The following is a 16,967-nucleotide window of genomic DNA, read 5'->3' on the forward strand; positions in this document are numbered from 1 at the left end:
TATGTTCAAGTTCATTGTCGCATTGATCGTTTCCTGCGGAGTGCTGTGCGGCGCCGTGCCGCTGGATTTGAGCCGTGCGGCCAATTCGGAATTTCGCGACGATACGGCGGATGACGGCAAAGGCGGCTGGACCGATCAGGGCGCGGAGAATGATCTGCGCACTCTTGCCCCCGGTGTGATCCGCTGTGCGCCGGTTGAGTTCAGAATTGCCGGAGGACGGCGTGCCGCGATTGTGCTGGGGAAAACGCCGCAGCGGGACTTTGCGTCATCCGCCCGGATTGATCTGAATGGAAAAACGTTGAAAACGTTATTCCTGCTGCACGCCGCCGCCTGGCTTCCTGCTTTCGAGCGGCCGCTCGGATACATCCGCATCGCCTATATGGACGGCTCCGAGGAGGAATTGCCTGTGCTGTCAGGCCGGGATGTCGGCAACTGGTGGGAGCCGACTGCTCTATGCAACGGCATCGTCGCCTGGGAGGGACGGAATCCAAGCTCGGTTGTCGGACTTTACGCGAGTTCGTTCGCATTGCGGGGCGGGGCGGTCAGACATATCCTGCTGCGCCGTTCCGGGCTGACCGGCTTGTGGATGGTTGCCGCCGTCTCCGGCTCCGCGACGGAGGAGGTGTTGGAAAACCGGGAAAAAAGCCGGGTTTTACGGGAGAAAGGCGATTGGAAGCGTTTGCCGTTCCGGCGCGAAGTGTGCAAAGGTTCCGCACTGGATTTCTCGTTTCTGCTGGATGCTCCCGCCGGGAAATACGGATTTCTGAAAGTGGAAAACGGTCATTTCGTTTTCGAACGGAATGACAGGCCGGTCCGCTTCTACGGAGCCAACCTTGTCCATGCCGCCTGCTTCCCGTCACATGACCGGGCGGAAGAACTTGCCGAAATCTCCGCGCGCACCGGATATAATGTGATCCGGCTGCATCACTTTGATGACAAAATACTTGCATCGGAACGACGGGACAGCGTTTCACTGCATCCGGGACAACTGGATAAATTTGAATATCTGATCGCCGCTTTGAAGAAGCGGGGAATCTATGTGACGATCGATCTTTTCATGTCGAGAAAACCTGCCGCCGGAGAATTCCCGCAGATACGGAACGACCGTGACTACAAGCTCGCCGCGATGCTGATTCCGGAAGTGAACCGGAACCTGAAGGAATTTTCGAGGAATCTGCTGACTCACCGCAATCCTTATACCGGCTTGACGCTGGCGGAGGAGCCTGCCTTGCTGAAGCTCAGCATCATCAATGAAAATACGCCGTTCCACCTGATCATGAACGGGGTTTCCAAAGGAGTCCGGGAGCGTTACCGGGCGGAGTTTGAGCGGCGGTATCCGGGGGGAATGAAAGGTGGAGAGCCTGACCCGGAACTGTTCCGGAAATTCATTTCCGATGTCTATATCGCTTATTACAAAGACATGGCGGAGTTTCTGCGCGGCCTGGGAGTGCGTGTGCCGCTGACGGAACAGAATTTCATTGCCTCGCCGAATCTTGCCGTGCATCGTGAGCTGTATGATTATGTGGATCAGCATCTCTATTATGACCATCCGGTTTTTCCTGAAAAAACGTGGGAGCTGCCGATGAAATTTCATGGCCGGAGCGTAATTGCGGATCGCCTGCAATCTCCGGCCCGGATCGCGCCGACCCGGCTTTTCGACCGGCCGTTTACCGTTTCGGAATTTGATTTCAGCGGTCCGGGGGATTACCGCATGCAGGGAACGCCGATCTTTGCAGCTTATGCGGCGCTTCAGGATTGGGATGCGCTGAATCGTTTTGCCTATTCGCACACATTGAGCAATCCGGGCTGTTTCGATGCGGCGGATGATCCGGTCCGGCTGCTGGGCGACCGTCTGGCCGCGGTGTTTTTCCTGCGGCGTGATGTGAAACCGGCCCGGAACTGCGTCCCGGTGGCGGTCTCGCCTGAAGCCCACAAGGATTACCGGCAGCTTTATCCCGAGGCGGCGGGAGAATTGGCTTTGCGGTGCCGGACGGGGTCCATTGTCTGGCGCGGAGAGGCCACGCGGCTTCCCGCAGGCACGGAACAGCTCTATGCTCTGGCGCCGGAGATCATCGGCGAGGTCCGGAAAGGAGTGCCCGTACTGCGAAATCCGAAAAACCTGGTTACGGAGGTTGCCAGTTCCACAGGCGAACTTCACGTCGATTTCCGGAGAAACCTCTTCCAGGCGGTAACGCCGCGCAGTGAAACGCTGATTCTGCCGGAAGGAGAAACACTCTCCGGCGGAATATTGACTGTACGGAACCGGAAAAGCGCCTGCGCCGCCGGCGTCATCGCGCTGGATAACCGCCCGCTGCCGGAGTCGTCGCGGCTTCTGGTGCTGCATATCGGCAATGTCCGGCGCGAGGGATTGACCCTGCGCAGTTCCGGGATGGTGGTGGAGGACTACGGCAGCGGGCCGCTGCTGGTCAGGAAAGCCGTTGCGGATTTCACGCTTGCATTGCCGCCGGCGGAATGGAAACTGTACGCATTGGACTGTTCCGGGCGGCGCCTGGCGGAAATTCCCTTCGAGCGGAACAGGGAAAAAATTACGTTTGTCGCCGACACGTTCGCCCGAACGGGACCGGCTATGGCTTATGAGCTGGTACGGCCGGCTCCGTGAAGAATGCGCATGTCCGGCGGGAAAAACGTTTTCTCCGGTTGCAATTGCGTGCGATGGGCGTTATATTTGCGTGAATCAGGGGAAAATGATGGAATCGGAACCATTTGTCTATGAGAAGGTGCTCAATGCGATCATTGCGATGATTCGCGACGAGGGATTCGTTCCCGGCAGCAAATTGCCGGGAGTGCGATCCCTGGCGCAGAAATTCGGCTGCAATCTGCATACCGTTCGCAAGGCGATCATGTTCCTTGGTGAAAACGGCGTGGTTGAATCGCAAGGGCGTCTCGGCAATTTTGTCCGCTGCGATACCAGTCATCTGATCGGCAGGACTCAGTCGCGCCTGCAGGTTGTTTCGCTGCGGCGAATCGGGGTGCTGCTGTTTCCGGCGGTCAGTGAATTTTCCACTTCGCTGCTGATTGAACTGCAACGTGAGGCTGGCCGGCTCGAGTTGCAGCTTGAGCATCATGTCGCCGCCGATTGGGAGGGCGCCATGCAGGCGGTCCGGGCGATGAAGCGCAGTAATTGCCGTGCGATGATCTTTGTTGCGGAACGGGAGCGTTTCTTAACGGACGCGGCGCGCGCATTCCTTGAAAGTGTGCCGCTGCCGCTGGTGTTGGGCAGGCTGGTGACCGGCTATGAAGAGCTGTGTTATGAACCGCGCGAGCTGTACTCATGGTTTGACCGGGATACGGTTTATTTCCAATTCCGGTATTTCCGTGCGTTGGGCTTCGGCCATATTGCGTATTTCGGCAGGCGGGATGAGGAAGGGAAAGGGGAAACCCATTTCCGTTGCTATTGCGAATGTGCCGAGGAGTTCCGCAGAGCGCCTGACGGCGTGTTTGCCGGACCGTCCCCGGCCGAAGTTGACGCGGCGCTGGCCGGCTGGGAATGCCGGCGCGGCGATCTGGCAGTGATCTGCTATGACGATATCGAAGCGATGCGGCTGGTGATCGCCGCCCGTAAAAGCGGCTGGAAACTGCCGGAGGAAATGGCGGTGATGGGCGTGAATAATTTCGCTTTTTCGCAATATGTGGATCCGCCGCTTTCGACGGTCCTGTTTCCGTACCGCTATATGGCGGGGCGAATGCTGAAGCGGGCGTTGGATTTTCTGGAGGAACGGGAGAAATTCAGCGAAGCTGCGCTGCCGCAGCTCGAAGTGTTGATACGCGACAGCTGCTGCGGCCGTCTTCGGCGGTCGGAATCGGAGTTGCGCCGGTTGCTTCCGCAGCTCGGGGCCGTTCCGGCGCCGGACATGCCGGAACGGTAAACCCGTTGCTGAACTTGTCAGGCCAGCATGCCGCCTTTGTTCTTGCCGAACTCGTCGAGTTGAATGCCGAGGTTGTAGCCGGTGCCGCTCTTTTTCGCGTCGCCCTGCGCTTCCACTGCAAAGTAGTAAATGCCGGCCTGAAGGTCGCGGATCAGCTCGGCGGTGCCGCTGTTGCATCTCACTGAAGCGATCCGGGCCGGATCTTTCTCCACACCTCTGCCGTCAAACTTCTGGCGGTAAAGCGAGACGGAGGCGAAGTTGCCGGTTACGCCGGTGAGCTGCAAGGTACAGGTTCCGTCCTCGCCCACTTCGAATTTCCCCCAGTCGCGCAGGTCGGAATAGCCGACCCACTCATCCTGAACCGCTTCGGCGTCAACGGGAACCACGTGGGCTCCCCGCCAGTTGTCATCACTGGAATCGGCTTTGCCGAAGGCCGTGCCGGTCATCGTGACAAGGTAGTCGGTGTTTCTGCCGTTGTTCCAGCTTCTGGATTCAAAGCTGACGAAGTAGGTTCCGGCGTTGAGCAGCACATTGTTCTTGAACTTCTCGCCGGAGCTGTTGGCATTGACGGTGAACACCTTCTGCAATTTTCCGTTGTCGAGTTGCCGCCACAGTGAAAACGCGCCGTTGGCTCTGGCGTCGAGCTGCGAAACGGTGAAATTGTAGGAACCGGCTTCGGAGAGTTCGAGCACGCGGTAGTCGGTCTTGTCGTTGTAGCCAACCCAGTTGTCGCCGAAGAGCGAAACCGGGGCCAGTGTGCCGAAACTTTCGCCGAGAGCAGAAGTTTTGACCGTGTAAACCGGATTCCCTGCGACAAGCGCGGCGGTGTCGTCAGCGTTGACCGCCTTGACGAAACGCTCGCCGTCGACGGTGACGGTATAATCGGTGTTTCTGCCGTTGTTCCAGCTTCTGGATTCAAAGCTGACGAAATAGGTTCCGGCGTTGAGCAGCACGTTGTTTTTGAACTTCCCTCCGGAACTGTTGGCGTTGATCGTGAACACCTTCTGCAATTTGCCGTTGTCGAGCTTCCGCCACAGTGAAAACGCGCCGTTGGCTCTGGCGTCGAGCTGCGAAACGGTGAAATTGTAGGAACCGGCTTCGGAGAGTTCGAGCACGCGGTAGTCGGCCTTGTCGTTGTAGCCGACCCAGTTGTCGCCGAAGAGTGAAACCGGGGCCAGTGCCGCGCTGTCGGCGCCGATCCGGACGGTGTACGCCGGATCGGAAGCCGCGAGTGCGGCAGTGTCGTCGTCATTGACCGCCTTGACGAAGAGTTCGCCGTCGACGGTGACGGTATAATCGGTGTTTCTGCCGTTGTTCCAGCTCTTGGACTCAAAACTCACGAAATAGGTTCCGGCGTTGAGCAGCACGTCGTTTTTGAACTTTCCGCCGGAACTGTTGGCGTTGATCGTGAACACCTTCTGCAATTTGCCGTTGTCGAGCTGCCGGTAGAGGGTGAAAGTGCCGCTGGCCCTGGCGTCCAGCGCGCTGACCGTGAAATTCAGAGAGCCGGCCTCGGAAAGTTCCAATACCCGGTAGTCGATTTTATCGCCGAAGCCGACCCAGTTGTCTCCGAAAATGGACAACTGTTCCAGATGGCCCGCCTCATTCGGCGCGGCGGTGACGGCATAGACCGAATTATTGACCGCATCCGCCAGAAAGTCGTCGTCGTTGTCTGCCTGCAGGAACACGTCGCCGGAAAGGGAAACGTCATATTCCGTTCCCTGTTTCGTGTTGGATTCCGCCTGGATGAAATAGGTTTCTCCGCCTTCAAGCAGAAGATCGAAGAGTCCGCGCCTCTCCTCTCTGGTATTGGCATTGACCGTGACGCTTTTGACCTGCCTGAGCTTGTCGCCGGCCAGCCGGTAGACGGTCAGTTTCAGAGTGGAAGTGACTTCGCTGATCTGAAGCGTATAGCGGCCGGAGGCCTCGACCTGCAGCGCGCGCATATCCTTTTTGTCATCGGAGCCGACCCAGTTGGGCAGGATTTCTCCAGTGGTTTCATCCGCAAGCCCGAACAGGCTTTCGACCGCAACCTCCGGCTGATCGTCCGGCAGGGCCGTGGTGTACTCGGTCTTATTCAGCACCTGAGTCCAGTTGTCGTCGTCGCGGGAGACGTTCCGGGATTCGATGTCGACTTCGACGTGGTAATTGTTCAGCCCCGGCAGCTGCGTGTTGCCGGTGACGAGTTCGTTCCCGGTCACCACCAGATAGTAGAGTCCTCCCGCGATCGAATTGAACGCGAACGACTGGGTCAGCGCGGCTGTGACGCTGGAGTAGATCAGATTCTTCAGCGCGTCATAGATGCTGATGCAGAGGCCGGTCAGCAGCGGATCGTCGCTGGTCATCGACACGCTGATCTCCACACGGCCCGCGAATGCGGTGTTGAATTTGTAATAGTCGTCGTCGTTTTCGCCGTCGAGATTTCCGGCGCGGAGTGCTTCGCCGTCGGAAAAGTCGAGCTTGCGGGCGTCGTCGAAGGTTTCATGCTGCCCGAGGAAAATCTTGTCGAACTGCCGGATTGCGGCGAAACTGCCCAGATAGGCTCCGGAAACCATGTAATCCTCAAAATAGAGCCGTCCGTCGTCGTGAACCGTCACCCGGGTTCTGGAAAGGCGGTTGACCGCGTCGCGCCGGTCGTCGCTTCCGCTCCAGTAATCGCTGTCGGAGTCGCTGTAATAGAGATAGGTATTGCCCTTGGCGTCGGTCTCATATCCCCAGCCGGTGATCGCGTGAGCAAGGCCCGCGTCCGAATAGATCGCGTAGGAGACGCCGTAGCCCGCATCAAAGTAGTCGGCCAGCAGATTGAGCAGCGTGTCGGTTTCGGTGCTGACGTCGACCACGGCGATGTAATCCGAAGCGTCGAGCTGCGGGAAGAGGTTGCCGCCCTCCGCCGGGACGGTGATGGTGCCGGAAAGCCCGGTGCCGTTCAGGAACCAGCTCAACCCGTCGCTTTCCAGCCCGCCCTCGTTTTTCCAGAAATCGATGTAATATTCAAATGTTTCATCTTCGTTGGCGAATGCGTAAGGGGAATTGGCCGCCCAGCCGCTCCAGGTCAGGATATTGGAACTGGCGGCGCCCCAGCAGTAGAGCGAATCCTGGGTGTTGTTGAGCTTTTCGGCATCCGCGTAATAATAACCGGTTACATCGTTCGGCTGGGAGGTGGCGGGCGGACCGTAAAGTTCCGGCAGATAGTCGTGTCCCCACAGTTCGGTGGTCATGGTGACGGCGAGGTCGGCGGCTTCGTAATCCGAAATCCGGAAAGACCCTGTTTCACTCCATGCGCCCGCCTGTCCCTGCGAATCAATCGCGCGCACCTGAAATTCGTAGTTGCCGTTTGCAAGTTCCTCGATAAAAGCCCACTCCTGTTCCACCGTGATGGTTTCGGCATCGGCAAATCCTGTCCCCGGAACCGCATACCGGACTTCATAGGTGACCGGAGAGTTGGCAGCCACCTTCGTCCAGTAAATGTTGACGGCCTGTCCGACATAGACGTTGACGGCCGCATCGGTGACCTGCTGCGGAAGCGTCACATCCCCGGAGGTGACCGGACGAACCTGCAGTACAAGCTCGTCGGCGTTGTTCAGCGCCAGAGTATAAAGTTTGCCGTCCAGCGCGAAAGAACTGTTCTTCTGCAGGTCCAGTACGGCGTATGGCGAGGTGTTGGCGTCGGGATGGCAGGAGACGGTGCCGGTGAAGTTTGCCGCATTTCCGGCCAGCCGGTATTCCCCCGCCTCCATGCCGGATGCGGCGATCGTGATGGAAAACGAGGCTCCCTGCAGCAGCGTGATGTCGTTGACGATCACGCCGGTGAATTCTTCCGGATCGATCGGAAATTTCCCGTTGGCCAACGTGAAGTCGATCACGCTGCCGGAGGCATCGACGGCTCCGGCGGCGATCAGCGAACCGGTGACCTGCGTAGTGCCGTTCAATACGGTTCCCGCCGCAAGCCGCAGGACGCCGCCTTTGTAGACCGTGCCGTTGTTGAGCACGGCGCCGGATTGGGTGTGCACGGCGCCGCCGTCGTACACTTCCAGATAATTGGAAACGGCCCCGGAGGCGAGGTTGAGCGTGCCGTGGACCTTGCTGACGTTGACGCGCGAACCGGTTTCGGCGTTCTGCACGCCGCCGGCCTCGACGGTCATATAGCTGGTTTCGCCGCCGGAACGGACGTTCTGGACCGCTTTGTCCTGCACGAAGCCGCCGAAGGCGATCTGCCGTTGGCCGACATTCTGCTCGGTTTTGACCCGGTAATTCATCGAGGAGTCGGGCGTGGATTTGATGATGACGCCATTTTCGGCGGTGCCGTAAACGGTGGTGCCGAAGTCGTAGCTGACATCGGCGGACGATGCGGCGGTGAAGCCGGTGGCGGTGCCGCCGGTTTCGACGACCAGCTTGCCCCCCCGAGCCGCTTCGGCATCCAGGGAAGTCTGACCGTTGCCTACCGTAAAGATTTCTTCATTGAAAATATGGTAATTTTCCGAAACATCAGCCTTGATCTCCATTCCCGCGGCAATGCCGCTGAGATTGGAGGCGGAGCAGTGGAAGCCCCAGCCGAAGATGGCTCCTTCGGCTATGGCGGCGCCGTCGACGGAGCCGCCGTTCTCCAGGCGCAGCATCGAACCGGCATTGGCGGTGATGCCGGTTGCGGCGCCGCCGTTGACCCGCAGCAGGGCCTTGGTGTTCAGCACGGCGTCGGAAACCGTGCCGCCCGCATGTACTTCGATCGTGCCTCCGTCCGCCTGAATCCGGCAGGCTTCGCCGGAGACGACCAGCTCCGGCCACTCCAGATCCGGGGAACCGTCATGGATGATATGCGTATCTGCGGCGACGGCTCCGGCTCCCACGTTCAGGGTGCCGCCGGTCAGGATGGTGGTGTGTTTGGCGGTATCGCCCGGCTGCAGGTTAAGCTCTTCCATCCCCATCAGAACTGTATCGGTGTAGACGGCCATGAAGTATCCTCCTCTTTATCTATGAATTTGCGCATGTCAATATAACGGTTCGGGCGAGCTTCTTCAAGGCCGGGCCGGGCGGAAAAGCAAAAAAGACCGTCCGCAATGGACGGTCTTTGGGAAAGCAGAACTGAAAATCAGTATTTCTTGTCGGCGTAGCTGACCCAGCCGCCCGCTTTCACCAGTTCCCGGTCGAAATCGCCGATGGCGAAAGGATAACTTTTCGTGACCTTGCCGTTGGTGATGGTGAAGGTCTGCTTGTCGAGATCGGTGGTCAGTTCAGCTTCGGTTCCGGAGAAGGTTTTGAAAATTTCGTCGATAACCGCCGCGTCGAGCTGGATTGCCATCAGGCCGCAGTTGAACATATTCTGGCGGAAGATCCGCGCGAAATTCTCCGCGATCACGATGTTGATGTTGTTGTATTCCAGCACCCACGGAGCGTGCTCGCGCGAGGAGCCGCAGCCGAAATTGGCGCGGGTCACGATCGCGCTCTTGCCCTCGATGTCCTTCTTGGGATCGAAGCCGGGCTGCGACAGGTCCTCAAGACAATAGGGCTTCAGCGCCGCCTTGGTCAGCTCGGTCAGGTACTTGGCCGGAATGATTTCGTCGGTGTTGATGTCCGAACGGTCCAGAAACAGAATTTTACCGTTGAAGTTTTTCATTTTATCCTCAGCCTTCGGTTACTTTCCGGTGAAAAGGGGCGAATTGGTGATCACGCCCGCGATTGCGGTCGCCGCGGCGGTGGCGGGACTCATCAGGTGAACCATGCCGCCTTTGCCCATGCGTCCGTTGAAGTTGCGGTTGGTGGTCGAAGCGCAGGATTCGCCGCCGGCCAGCACGCCGTTGCTCATGCCGAGGCAGGCGCCGCAGGTCGGATTGGTCACGCAGAAACCGGCGTCCATGAAAATCTGGATCAATCCTTCGGCCAGCGCCTCGCGGTAGATTTTCGGCGTGGCGGGCGACACGATCGCGCGGACTTTCGGGCTGATCGTTTTGCCTTTCAGGATGCCCGCCGCGATGCGGAGGTCCTCAAGACGGCCGTTGGTGCAGCTGCCGATGTAGATCTGGTTGACCGGAGTGCCTTCCATTTCACGGACGGTCTTGACCTGATCCGGCTTGTAGTTGAACGTGACCATCGGTTCGAGTGTCGAAACGTCGAGCGTCAGCTCTTTGGCGTAGACCGCGTCGGCGTCGGGGAGCCATTTGGAGTATTCCGCGAGAGCCGCTTCCTTGCTGGCGAATTCGTCCTGGATGAAGGGCCACAGATAATCCACCGTGACCATGTCCGGGTAGCAGACGCCGCAGGTGCCGCCCGCTTCGATCGCCATATTGCACAGCGTCATGCGCGCATCCATCTTCATCGCGTCGACCGCCGGACCGGCGAATTCGATCACCTTGTCGGTCGCGCCGTTCACGGTCAGCATCTTGATCACCGCGAGGATCACATCCTTGGCGTAGACGCCGGGCTTGAGTTCGCCGGTCAGGTTGACCTTGATGGTTTCCGGCTCACGCATGGTGCAGACGCCCTTCAGGATGCCGACTTCGAGGTCGGTGGTGCCGACGCCCGCCGCGAACGCGCCGAACGCGCCGTGGGTGCAGGTGTGCGAGTCGCCCATGATCACGGTGAAGCCGGGGCGCACGAATCCCTTTTCCGGGAACAGCGCGTGGCAGACGCCGTTCGCGCCGATGTCGAAGAAGTCCTTGATGCCGTGGCGGTGCGCCCAGTCGCGCATGGTCTTGCCCTGCTCGGCGGTCTTGGAGTCTTTCGCCGGGGTCACATGGTCGATCACCGCCTTGATTTTGGAGGGATCGAAAACGCGGTCCTTGCCGATCGCGACCAGATCGTTGATCGCGATCGGAGTGGTGATTTCATGGCAGAAAACGCGGTCGAGCGAGAGCACCCACACACCGTCCGCCGGCTTGTCGACGACATGAGCGTCGAAAATCTTTTGTGCGACAGTTTTTCCCATTTTGTTTCACTGGCTCCTTTGGTTGAATGATATTACGCTACATTGTTTAAGATAGCACCGAAACTGAAATTTTCAATATTTTTATAAAAATTAATTATATTTAACAGAAAAGGGTGCTATAGTATGAAAAAAGGAAAGGGAAAACGCGATGATCGAAAATCGGATCGGCAGGAAAATTCATCAGTACAGAAAAGATAAGAATTTGACCATCAAGGAGTTCTCTGATATCTCCGGGATCAGTACCGCACTGGTCAGCCAGTTGGAGCGCGGGATCGGGAATCCGAGTCTGAGTGTATTAAGATTAATCTGCCGGACGCTGGACATCTCGCTGTCGTCGCTGTTCTTTGAGGAGATCGACAACGCGTCGCTGATCCGGCGTGCTTCGGAGCTGGAACGCATCCACAATCCGAACGAGAAAAATTCGGTCTATTTCAACCTGACTCCCGGACCGGTGAAGTCCGGCGTGGAGCTGCTGCTGATGGAATTGAATGCGCACAGCGAGACGAACGAGGGGTTTTCTCAGCATTTCGAGGAGGAGATCGCCTATCTGGTCGAAGGGGAGGCGACGATCGTGTTCGAGGATGAGGAGTTCCCGCTGCACCAGGGGGACACAGTGCGCATCCTGCCGTCGCGCAAGCACAAGCTGCGCAACGATACGGCGCGGAAGGTGAAGGTGCTCTTCATTAAAAGCAAAGTGAACTATTGACCGGAAAGTGATAATTTTTCCGGAAAAAAACGAAAACCCTCTTGACATCGGACCGGGTTTGTGTCATAATTAAAGTGTGTCTGTGAAAGGCACGATTTTTTTTGAGATAAGTGTGTCGGTAAAGAACACGGAACGACGGATGGAGCTGAATAAGGAAAACAAGGCTGAACTGCTTTACGGCCGGTTGCGGGACCGGATCGAAACGATGACGGAGGGCGAGAGCTTTCCGTCAGTGCGGCAGTTGATGCAGGAGTATCAGGTCAGCCGGTTCACGGTCGACCCGGTGCTGCGCAAGCTGCGCGAGCAGGGACACCTGGAGTCGGTGATCGGCTCCGGCACGTTCGTGCGCCATCCCGAAATCGGGAAACAGCCGAAGCTGCTGATCCTTGAGAGCGACTGGCCGAGTCCGTCGATCCGGGATATGAGCGCGCTTCTGGCGGCACGGGCGCAGAAGATGAATTTCGCCCATGAGATCGTTCCGGTCGATCACCGGGAGGATTTCTGCCGGATGCTTCCGGCGCTGTCCGCCGACGTGGTCGTCGCGAATTCGCTGGCGCGGGACCTGCTGACGGCGGATCAGGTGCGCAGTCTGGTCAACGCTCCGGTGCCGTGCATCTTGTGCCTGAACGCGGCGCGGGTGGACCGGGTCCGCTTTGTAAACGGCAACAACCAGGCGGCGGGAATGATCGTCGCAAACTATTTTTTCCGTCACGGGCACCGGCAGATGGCGTTTCTGCGTACCGAACCGCACGGGGTCGCTTCGGACGACTTGATCCAGGGCTTCCGGCTGGCGGCGGGGACGTTCGGCTGTGATGTGGATGTGCTCGACTGCGGCACGAAGTCAGGCGAGGATTCAAGTGAACGCACACGCGGTTATCTGGCGCGCAATTTGAACCGGCTCCGCAAATACAGCGCAATATTCGTCGGCAGCAGCATGACCGCGGTGGCGGCGATGAGTTTTCTCGCGGAACACGGAATTGCCGTACCGGAGGAGATCAGCATGCTGGCGCTCGGCGATGTGAAGATCGCCGGAGCGGAACGGCTTTCCGTGGCGGCCTCGGCCCGCGCCGATATCGCCCGGGAGGTGCTGGATATGGCTTCGGATATCGTCAACCGCAGGTTCGACCGGAATTTTCAGGTCGAAATTTCGCCGCGGATCATTGAACGGGGAAGCGTCAAACTCATGCAGCCCGGCTGTCTGCCGGTTGCGCAAGGATAAGGGAGGTACGAATATGAAGCGTCTTAGATTTACTCTGATTGAGTTGCTGGTGGTGATTGCGATTATCGCGATTCTGGCGGCGATGCTGCTGCCGGCGTTGAACCGGGCGCGGGCGATTGCGCGCAAGACCACCTGCCTGAACAATCTCAAGCAGATCGGGGTCGCATTGAATTTGTACGGAACCGACAATCAGTTTTATCCGGCGGCGCGTCCGCCGGATGTGCTGGGGTATGGCCGGAACTTCCATTGGTGGTATTTCCGGGTGCTCCCTTATCTGTCGAAGGATACGAGCAGGCTTGATATCACCTGGGATCAGGCGGCGAGGCTGCGCAACTTCGGTCCGCTGCGCTGTCCGGAGATCAAGGAGATCAGGTCGGATACCTGCAGTTACTCAATGAATTCGTTCAGCGAGTCGATCGAACTGCTCGGAATGTCTCCTTACCGTTCGACGACGCTGAACCAGCCGTCAGCGATCGGGCAGAAAGTCTCCTATTGCATTACTCCGGCCACCGTATCGCGCGGAACCTCGACGCGTGCCCCGGTTCCGAATTCACGCATCCTGTGGGTTTCGGAATTGGGCCTGAATCCGGACGGGATCGCCAACCTCAAGCAGCAGCCGGATATCAACAACTTCAAGGAGTGCAACAAGATCGACAACGTGCAGGGCGGCAGCGAATATTCATTCCGCCATCTGGGCACCAAAAATGTGCTGTGGCTTGACGCGCACGTCGGCTCGATCCGGCTCGGCGACGTCGACGATGCGCTCAGCCTGAAACCCGGACGATAGAAAGGGAAATGCGATGAAAACGTTTATTCTGCTTGCCGTGTCCGTTGTCGCCCTGGCCTGTGCCGGGGAGGAAATCCGTTTTGACGGTTCTGTGGCGGTTGCCTTGATTCAGGGAGAGAAACGGGATCAGGCATTGACTCCGGCCGTTCCGTCGGAGAGCGAGGCGCCGTGCCTGAAACTGACCTGGGGGGAAAGGCGTCACCGGTTTGCGGAGCTCAAGTTGCGGAATAACCGCAAAATCGCTCCGGTCGAACAGGCTTCCGCCGGATTGACCGTCTATGTGCCGGAAAAAACGCGGGTGGGCAGGATCGGGGTACGCTTTACCGACGCCAAAGGCGAAACCTTTCAATTCTATCCGGCCGGGGAAGGTTTGAAGCGGGGGGCGTGGAATACCCTCTCCTACCGGATTTCGGAAACGGATGCGAACAGCAGCTGGGGCGGCAACGCCGACCGGAAAGTGGACGGCGCGTTGCGTTTCAGCGGTGTCGCGGTCAATTTCCCCGCCGGTTCCGGCGCCGGGGAACTTTTCATCGGGAAGCTGCAACTGCATGAGCGGCAAGGAGAATTGCTGGTGTGCGGCGAACCTTTCCTGAACTTCGACCGTTCGGAAAACTTTGCGCTGAGGGGGAATCCGGCGGAAGCCTCCCTGAAATTGACCGATTCCGGCTGGGAGATGGCCGGAACCGTTGAAAAACGGAAAAAATTCACGATGGTTGACCGGAAGCTCTCCCTGACGCCGTATGCTCCCGCTGAACTGGCAGTATTCCGGCTGGACGGAGCCGGAAGCACCGGAAAGGGGACGGCCGCTTTGAGTTACACCGACTCAACCGGCCGGAAATTTCAGGCGAAGTGTAATTTCGCGCCCGGTCAGAAAGAGTTGCGTTTCGAATTTCCCGCGTCGAAAGCTCCGACGGGATATTACTCCTCGATCACGGTGGAACCGGAACCGGGAGAGTTCCGGCTCTGCTTTACCGGTTCGGAGCGTTTCGGCCGCCGCTCGGCTGCCGAAGCGGTCGGCTTTGAGGTCGACACCGGCAATCCGCTCCATTTGCTGCTGGCGGGAGAGAAGGGCAAGCCGGCGTTCCGCTTCATCAACCGCGCCGCCGTGCCGCTTGAGGTGCAGGCGGAAGTGGAGCTGGTCGACTATTACGGCAGAAGCGTGAAAAACGCATTCCCGCTGAAACTCGCTCCCGGCGAAGCCGTCAGCCGTCCTCTGGAAGGGACATTGCCGGCGCTGGGAATCTGGTATGTGAGCTGCCGGATCACCGCCGCGAATGACAAGGGGGATGTCGCAGTGTCGAAACGTTCGTTCGCATGGCTGAAACCTGCCGGGCCGACTCCGGGAAGGGCGAAAGGGTTTCTGTTCGGCATCTGCTCGCATCCGCAGCGCTGGAGCCTGCGCGATCAGGAGCTGGAGGCGCTGGCGATGGCGTATTGCGGCGGTAAAGTGCTGCGCAATGACGCGAGCTGGAGTTCTCTTCAGCCCGCACCGGACCGCTGGAACTTTGAAAGCATGGACCGCAAGGTGGAGCTTTTCGGGCGTTACGATATCGAACTGGCGCCGATCTGGGCATATACGCCGCGCTGGGCGGCGGCTCCCGAGGTTCGCGGCAAGGAGTGGAAGGAGTGGTTCCGCTCTTTGCCGGATTATGGGGCATGGGAGAAGTTCATCTCCGCGACCGTGACCCGTTACCGGGGGAAAATCCGCCTCTGGGAGGTGTGGAACGAACCGGATTTCAAAGGAAGAACCTCCTACGGTTCGGATGAGTACGCGGAACTGATGAAGCTCGCATGGCGTGCCGCCAAGGCGGCGGATCCGGAGGTAATCATCCAGAGCGGCGGCTTCGCGACCGTCAAGGACCATCCCTCCAGAAAGGGGAATTTCCACGAGGAGGCGCTGGTGAAGGGGCGCGGTTTCTTCGATATCCACGCTTACCACGAGCACGGGCGGTTCGCCTCCTACCGGGCGGCGGTGGAAGAGCGGTTCCTGCCGATGCGCGAAAGAACCGGCACCACCGTGCCGTGGTATGCCAACGAAACCGCACTCAATTCACTCGGCGGCGAACGCAATCAGGCCGCGGCCCTCTTCAAGAAACTGCTCTACAGCTGGGCGAACGGGGCGATCGGCTACAACTGGTACGACCTGCGCAACGACGGCTTCGACGTGAAGAACGGCGAGCATAACTACGGCATGATCACCAACGATTTCCAGCCCAAGGCGGTCTACGTCGCCTACAACACGCTTGCCGGATGTTTTTCCGGGGCGCAGTACCTGAAGCGGATCGACTGCAAAGCGCCGGAGCTTTATGTCTATTTATTCAGCCGCGGCGGCGAACTGCTGGCCGGAATCTGGAACGAGACCAACCGGGGCGCGACTGTTCCGTTGCAGTTCTCCACCGATGCGGCGGCCGCGGAAGCCGTGGACCTGATGGGAAATGCAAGGCCGCTCGCCGTACAGGGCGGCATCGTGGTGGCGGAAGCCGGACGAGATCCGGTGATCCTGCGGCTGAAAAAGGCGTCGGACTGCATCTGGGGAGGCAATCTGGTTTCAATCGATACCGACGGTCCGGCGGTACCGGGCAGCAAGGTGAAACTGGCGATCGGTGTACGCAATCCGTATGCGCAGGAACGGGAATTCAGGCTGAAGCTCATTGTACCGGAAGGCGTGGCTGCGGTTCCGGCGGAACGGGTTATCCGCATCGCCGCCGGGAGCGAGGCGTCTTGGAACAGCGAATTATCCATCCCCGTCACTTACCGGAAAGCGGCGGAATTGCAACTGGAATATGCGATCGGGGCTGACGGTGCGTCGGGCGTCATCGGCCTGCCGCTTGTACCGGCGCGGCGCATCGCCTCCGGAGAGATGAAGCCGGAGGCGCCGGATTTCAGGATGGATCGCCGCGATCAGGCAATTTCGCTCTTCGAAGCCGATCCGGGCAAGGTCCACCTGACCTGGCAGGGGCCGGAGGACCGTTCCGCCCGGGTCTGGCTGCGCCGCGACGGAACGCAACTGCGGCTGCGGTTCGCGGTGACCGACGACCGCCACGTGCAGCCGAACAGCGGTGCCGGGGTCTGGAAGGGAGACTGCGTGCAGTTCGCGCTGCTGCTGCCCGGACAGGACCGGATGTGGGAGATCGGCCTTTCCCGGTTGGATTCCGGAAAGAGTGAGGTATTCATCTGGAGTGCCCCATCCGGCTTTGATGTAGCCGGAAGTGCCGCCGGGATACGGCTCGCAACTTCCCGCGAGGGGACGGTGACCTGCTATGACGCGACGATTCCGCTGTCGGTGCTGGGAACGACGCCGGAGGCGCTCGCCGCCGGAGCCAGGTTCAACGCGCTGATCAACGACGACGACGGCGAGGGGCGTGAAGGCTGGATCCAGATTGCGCCGGGGATCGGCGAAAACAAGGACCCCGCCAAATACCCGTTGATCCTTTTTCCCTGATGCGGTA

Annotated in this window: 9 protein-coding genes; 6 read left to right on the forward strand and 3 right to left on the reverse strand. The window is 59.1% G+C overall.

Going from position 1 to position 16,967, the window contains the following annotated elements; all coding sequences use genetic code 11:
- Position 1: 1 nt before the first annotated feature.
- Positions 2 to 2,620 (forward strand): hypothetical protein, encoded by a 2,619-nt coding sequence (locus tag C8D82_RS02465; protein WP_116882684.1) that lies wholly within the window; start codon positions 2 to 4, stop codon positions 2,618 to 2,620.
- Between the two features lie 85 nt (positions 2,621 to 2,705).
- Positions 2,706 to 3,887 carry a substrate-binding domain-containing protein gene (locus C8D82_RS02470; protein WP_165832785.1) on the forward strand — a complete coding sequence of 394 codons (1,182 nt, stop codon included), beginning with the start codon at positions 2,706 to 2,708 and terminating at the stop codon, positions 3,885 to 3,887.
- Between the two features lie 17 nt (positions 3,888 to 3,904).
- Here C8D82_RS02470 and C8D82_RS02475 read toward each other — a convergent pair whose 3' ends face one another.
- The 3 genes from C8D82_RS02475 to C8D82_RS02485 all read right to left on the reverse strand — a co-directional run bounded on the left by C8D82_RS02475 (position 3,905) and on the right by C8D82_RS02485 (position 10,806).
- Positions 3,905 to 8,836: a fibronectin type III domain-containing protein gene (locus C8D82_RS02475; RefSeq protein WP_116882686.1), complete on the reverse strand. Its 4,932-nt coding sequence runs from the start codon at positions 8,834 to 8,836 to the stop codon at positions 3,905 to 3,907.
- A 137-nt stretch (positions 8,837 to 8,973) separates the two neighbouring features.
- The gene (locus C8D82_RS02480; RefSeq protein WP_116882687.1) at positions 8,974 to 9,498 is read right to left on the reverse strand and encodes a 3-isopropylmalate dehydratase small subunit; all 525 of its coding nucleotides are present in this window, start codon (positions 9,496 to 9,498) and stop codon (positions 8,974 to 8,976) included.
- 18 nt (positions 9,499 to 9,516) lie between these two features.
- Positions 9,517 to 10,806, reverse strand: a complete 1,290-nt coding sequence (locus C8D82_RS02485) for a 3-isopropylmalate dehydratase large subunit (protein WP_116882688.1) — start codon at positions 10,804 to 10,806, stop codon at positions 9,517 to 9,519.
- Between the two features lie 148 nt (positions 10,807 to 10,954).
- On the opposite strand from C8D82_RS02485, the gene C8D82_RS02490 reads away from it, so the two are divergent.
- The 4 genes from C8D82_RS02490 to C8D82_RS02505 all read left to right on the forward strand — a co-directional run bounded on the left by C8D82_RS02490 (position 10,955) and on the right by C8D82_RS02505 (position 16,960).
- Positions 10,955 to 11,512, forward strand: a complete 558-nt coding sequence (locus C8D82_RS02490) for a helix-turn-helix domain-containing protein (protein WP_116882689.1) — start codon at positions 10,955 to 10,957, stop codon at positions 11,510 to 11,512.
- 139 nt (positions 11,513 to 11,651) lie between these two features.
- Positions 11,652 to 12,731, forward strand: coding sequence for a substrate-binding domain-containing protein (locus C8D82_RS02495; protein WP_116882690.1), 1,080 nt, complete (start codon positions 11,652 to 11,654; stop codon positions 12,729 to 12,731).
- 13 nt (positions 12,732 to 12,744) lie between these two features.
- Positions 12,745 to 13,518: a DUF1559 family PulG-like putative transporter gene (locus C8D82_RS02500; protein ID WP_116882691.1), complete on the forward strand. Its 774-nt coding sequence runs from the start codon at positions 12,745 to 12,747 to the stop codon at positions 13,516 to 13,518.
- A gap of 13 nt (positions 13,519 to 13,531) precedes the next feature.
- Positions 13,532 to 16,960 (forward strand): endo-1,4-beta-xylanase, encoded by a 3,429-nt coding sequence (locus C8D82_RS02505; protein WP_116882692.1) that lies wholly within the window; start codon positions 13,532 to 13,534, stop codon positions 16,958 to 16,960.
- The last annotated feature ends 7 nt before the right edge of the window (positions 16,961 to 16,967 follow it).

Source organism: Victivallis vadensis (assembly GCF_003096415.1).
Lineage (GTDB): Bacteria > Verrucomicrobiota > Lentisphaeria > Victivallales > Victivallaceae > Victivallis > Victivallis vadensis.

What these genes read in the sequence shown, in the direction of transcription:
- C8D82_RS02465 (WP_116882684.1), top strand. Translation starts at nt 2, where the DNA reads ATGTTCAAGTTCATTGTCGCATTGATCGTTTCCTGCGGAGTGCTGTGC.
- C8D82_RS02470 (WP_165832785.1), top strand. Translation starts at nt 2,706, where the DNA reads ATGATGGAATCGGAACCATTTGTCTATGAGAAGGTGCTCAATGCGATC.
- C8D82_RS02475 (WP_116882686.1), bottom strand. Translation starts at nt 8,836, where the DNA reads ATGGCCGTCTACACCGATACAGTTCTGATGGGGATGGAAGAGCTTAAC.
- C8D82_RS02480 (WP_116882687.1), bottom strand. Translation starts at nt 9,498, where the DNA reads ATGAAAAACTTCAACGGTAAAATTCTGTTTCTGGACCGTTCGGACATC.
- C8D82_RS02485 (WP_116882688.1), bottom strand. Translation starts at nt 10,806, where the DNA reads ATGGGAAAAACTGTCGCACAAAAGATTTTCGACGCTCATGTCGTCGAC.
- C8D82_RS02490 (WP_116882689.1), top strand. Translation starts at nt 10,955, where the DNA reads ATGATCGAAAATCGGATCGGCAGGAAAATTCATCAGTACAGAAAAGAT.
- C8D82_RS02495 (WP_116882690.1), top strand. Translation starts at nt 11,652, where the DNA reads ATGGAGCTGAATAAGGAAAACAAGGCTGAACTGCTTTACGGCCGGTTG.
- C8D82_RS02500 (WP_116882691.1), top strand. Translation starts at nt 12,745, where the DNA reads ATGAAGCGTCTTAGATTTACTCTGATTGAGTTGCTGGTGGTGATTGCG.
- C8D82_RS02505 (WP_116882692.1), top strand. Translation starts at nt 13,532, where the DNA reads ATGAAAACGTTTATTCTGCTTGCCGTGTCCGTTGTCGCCCTGGCCTGT.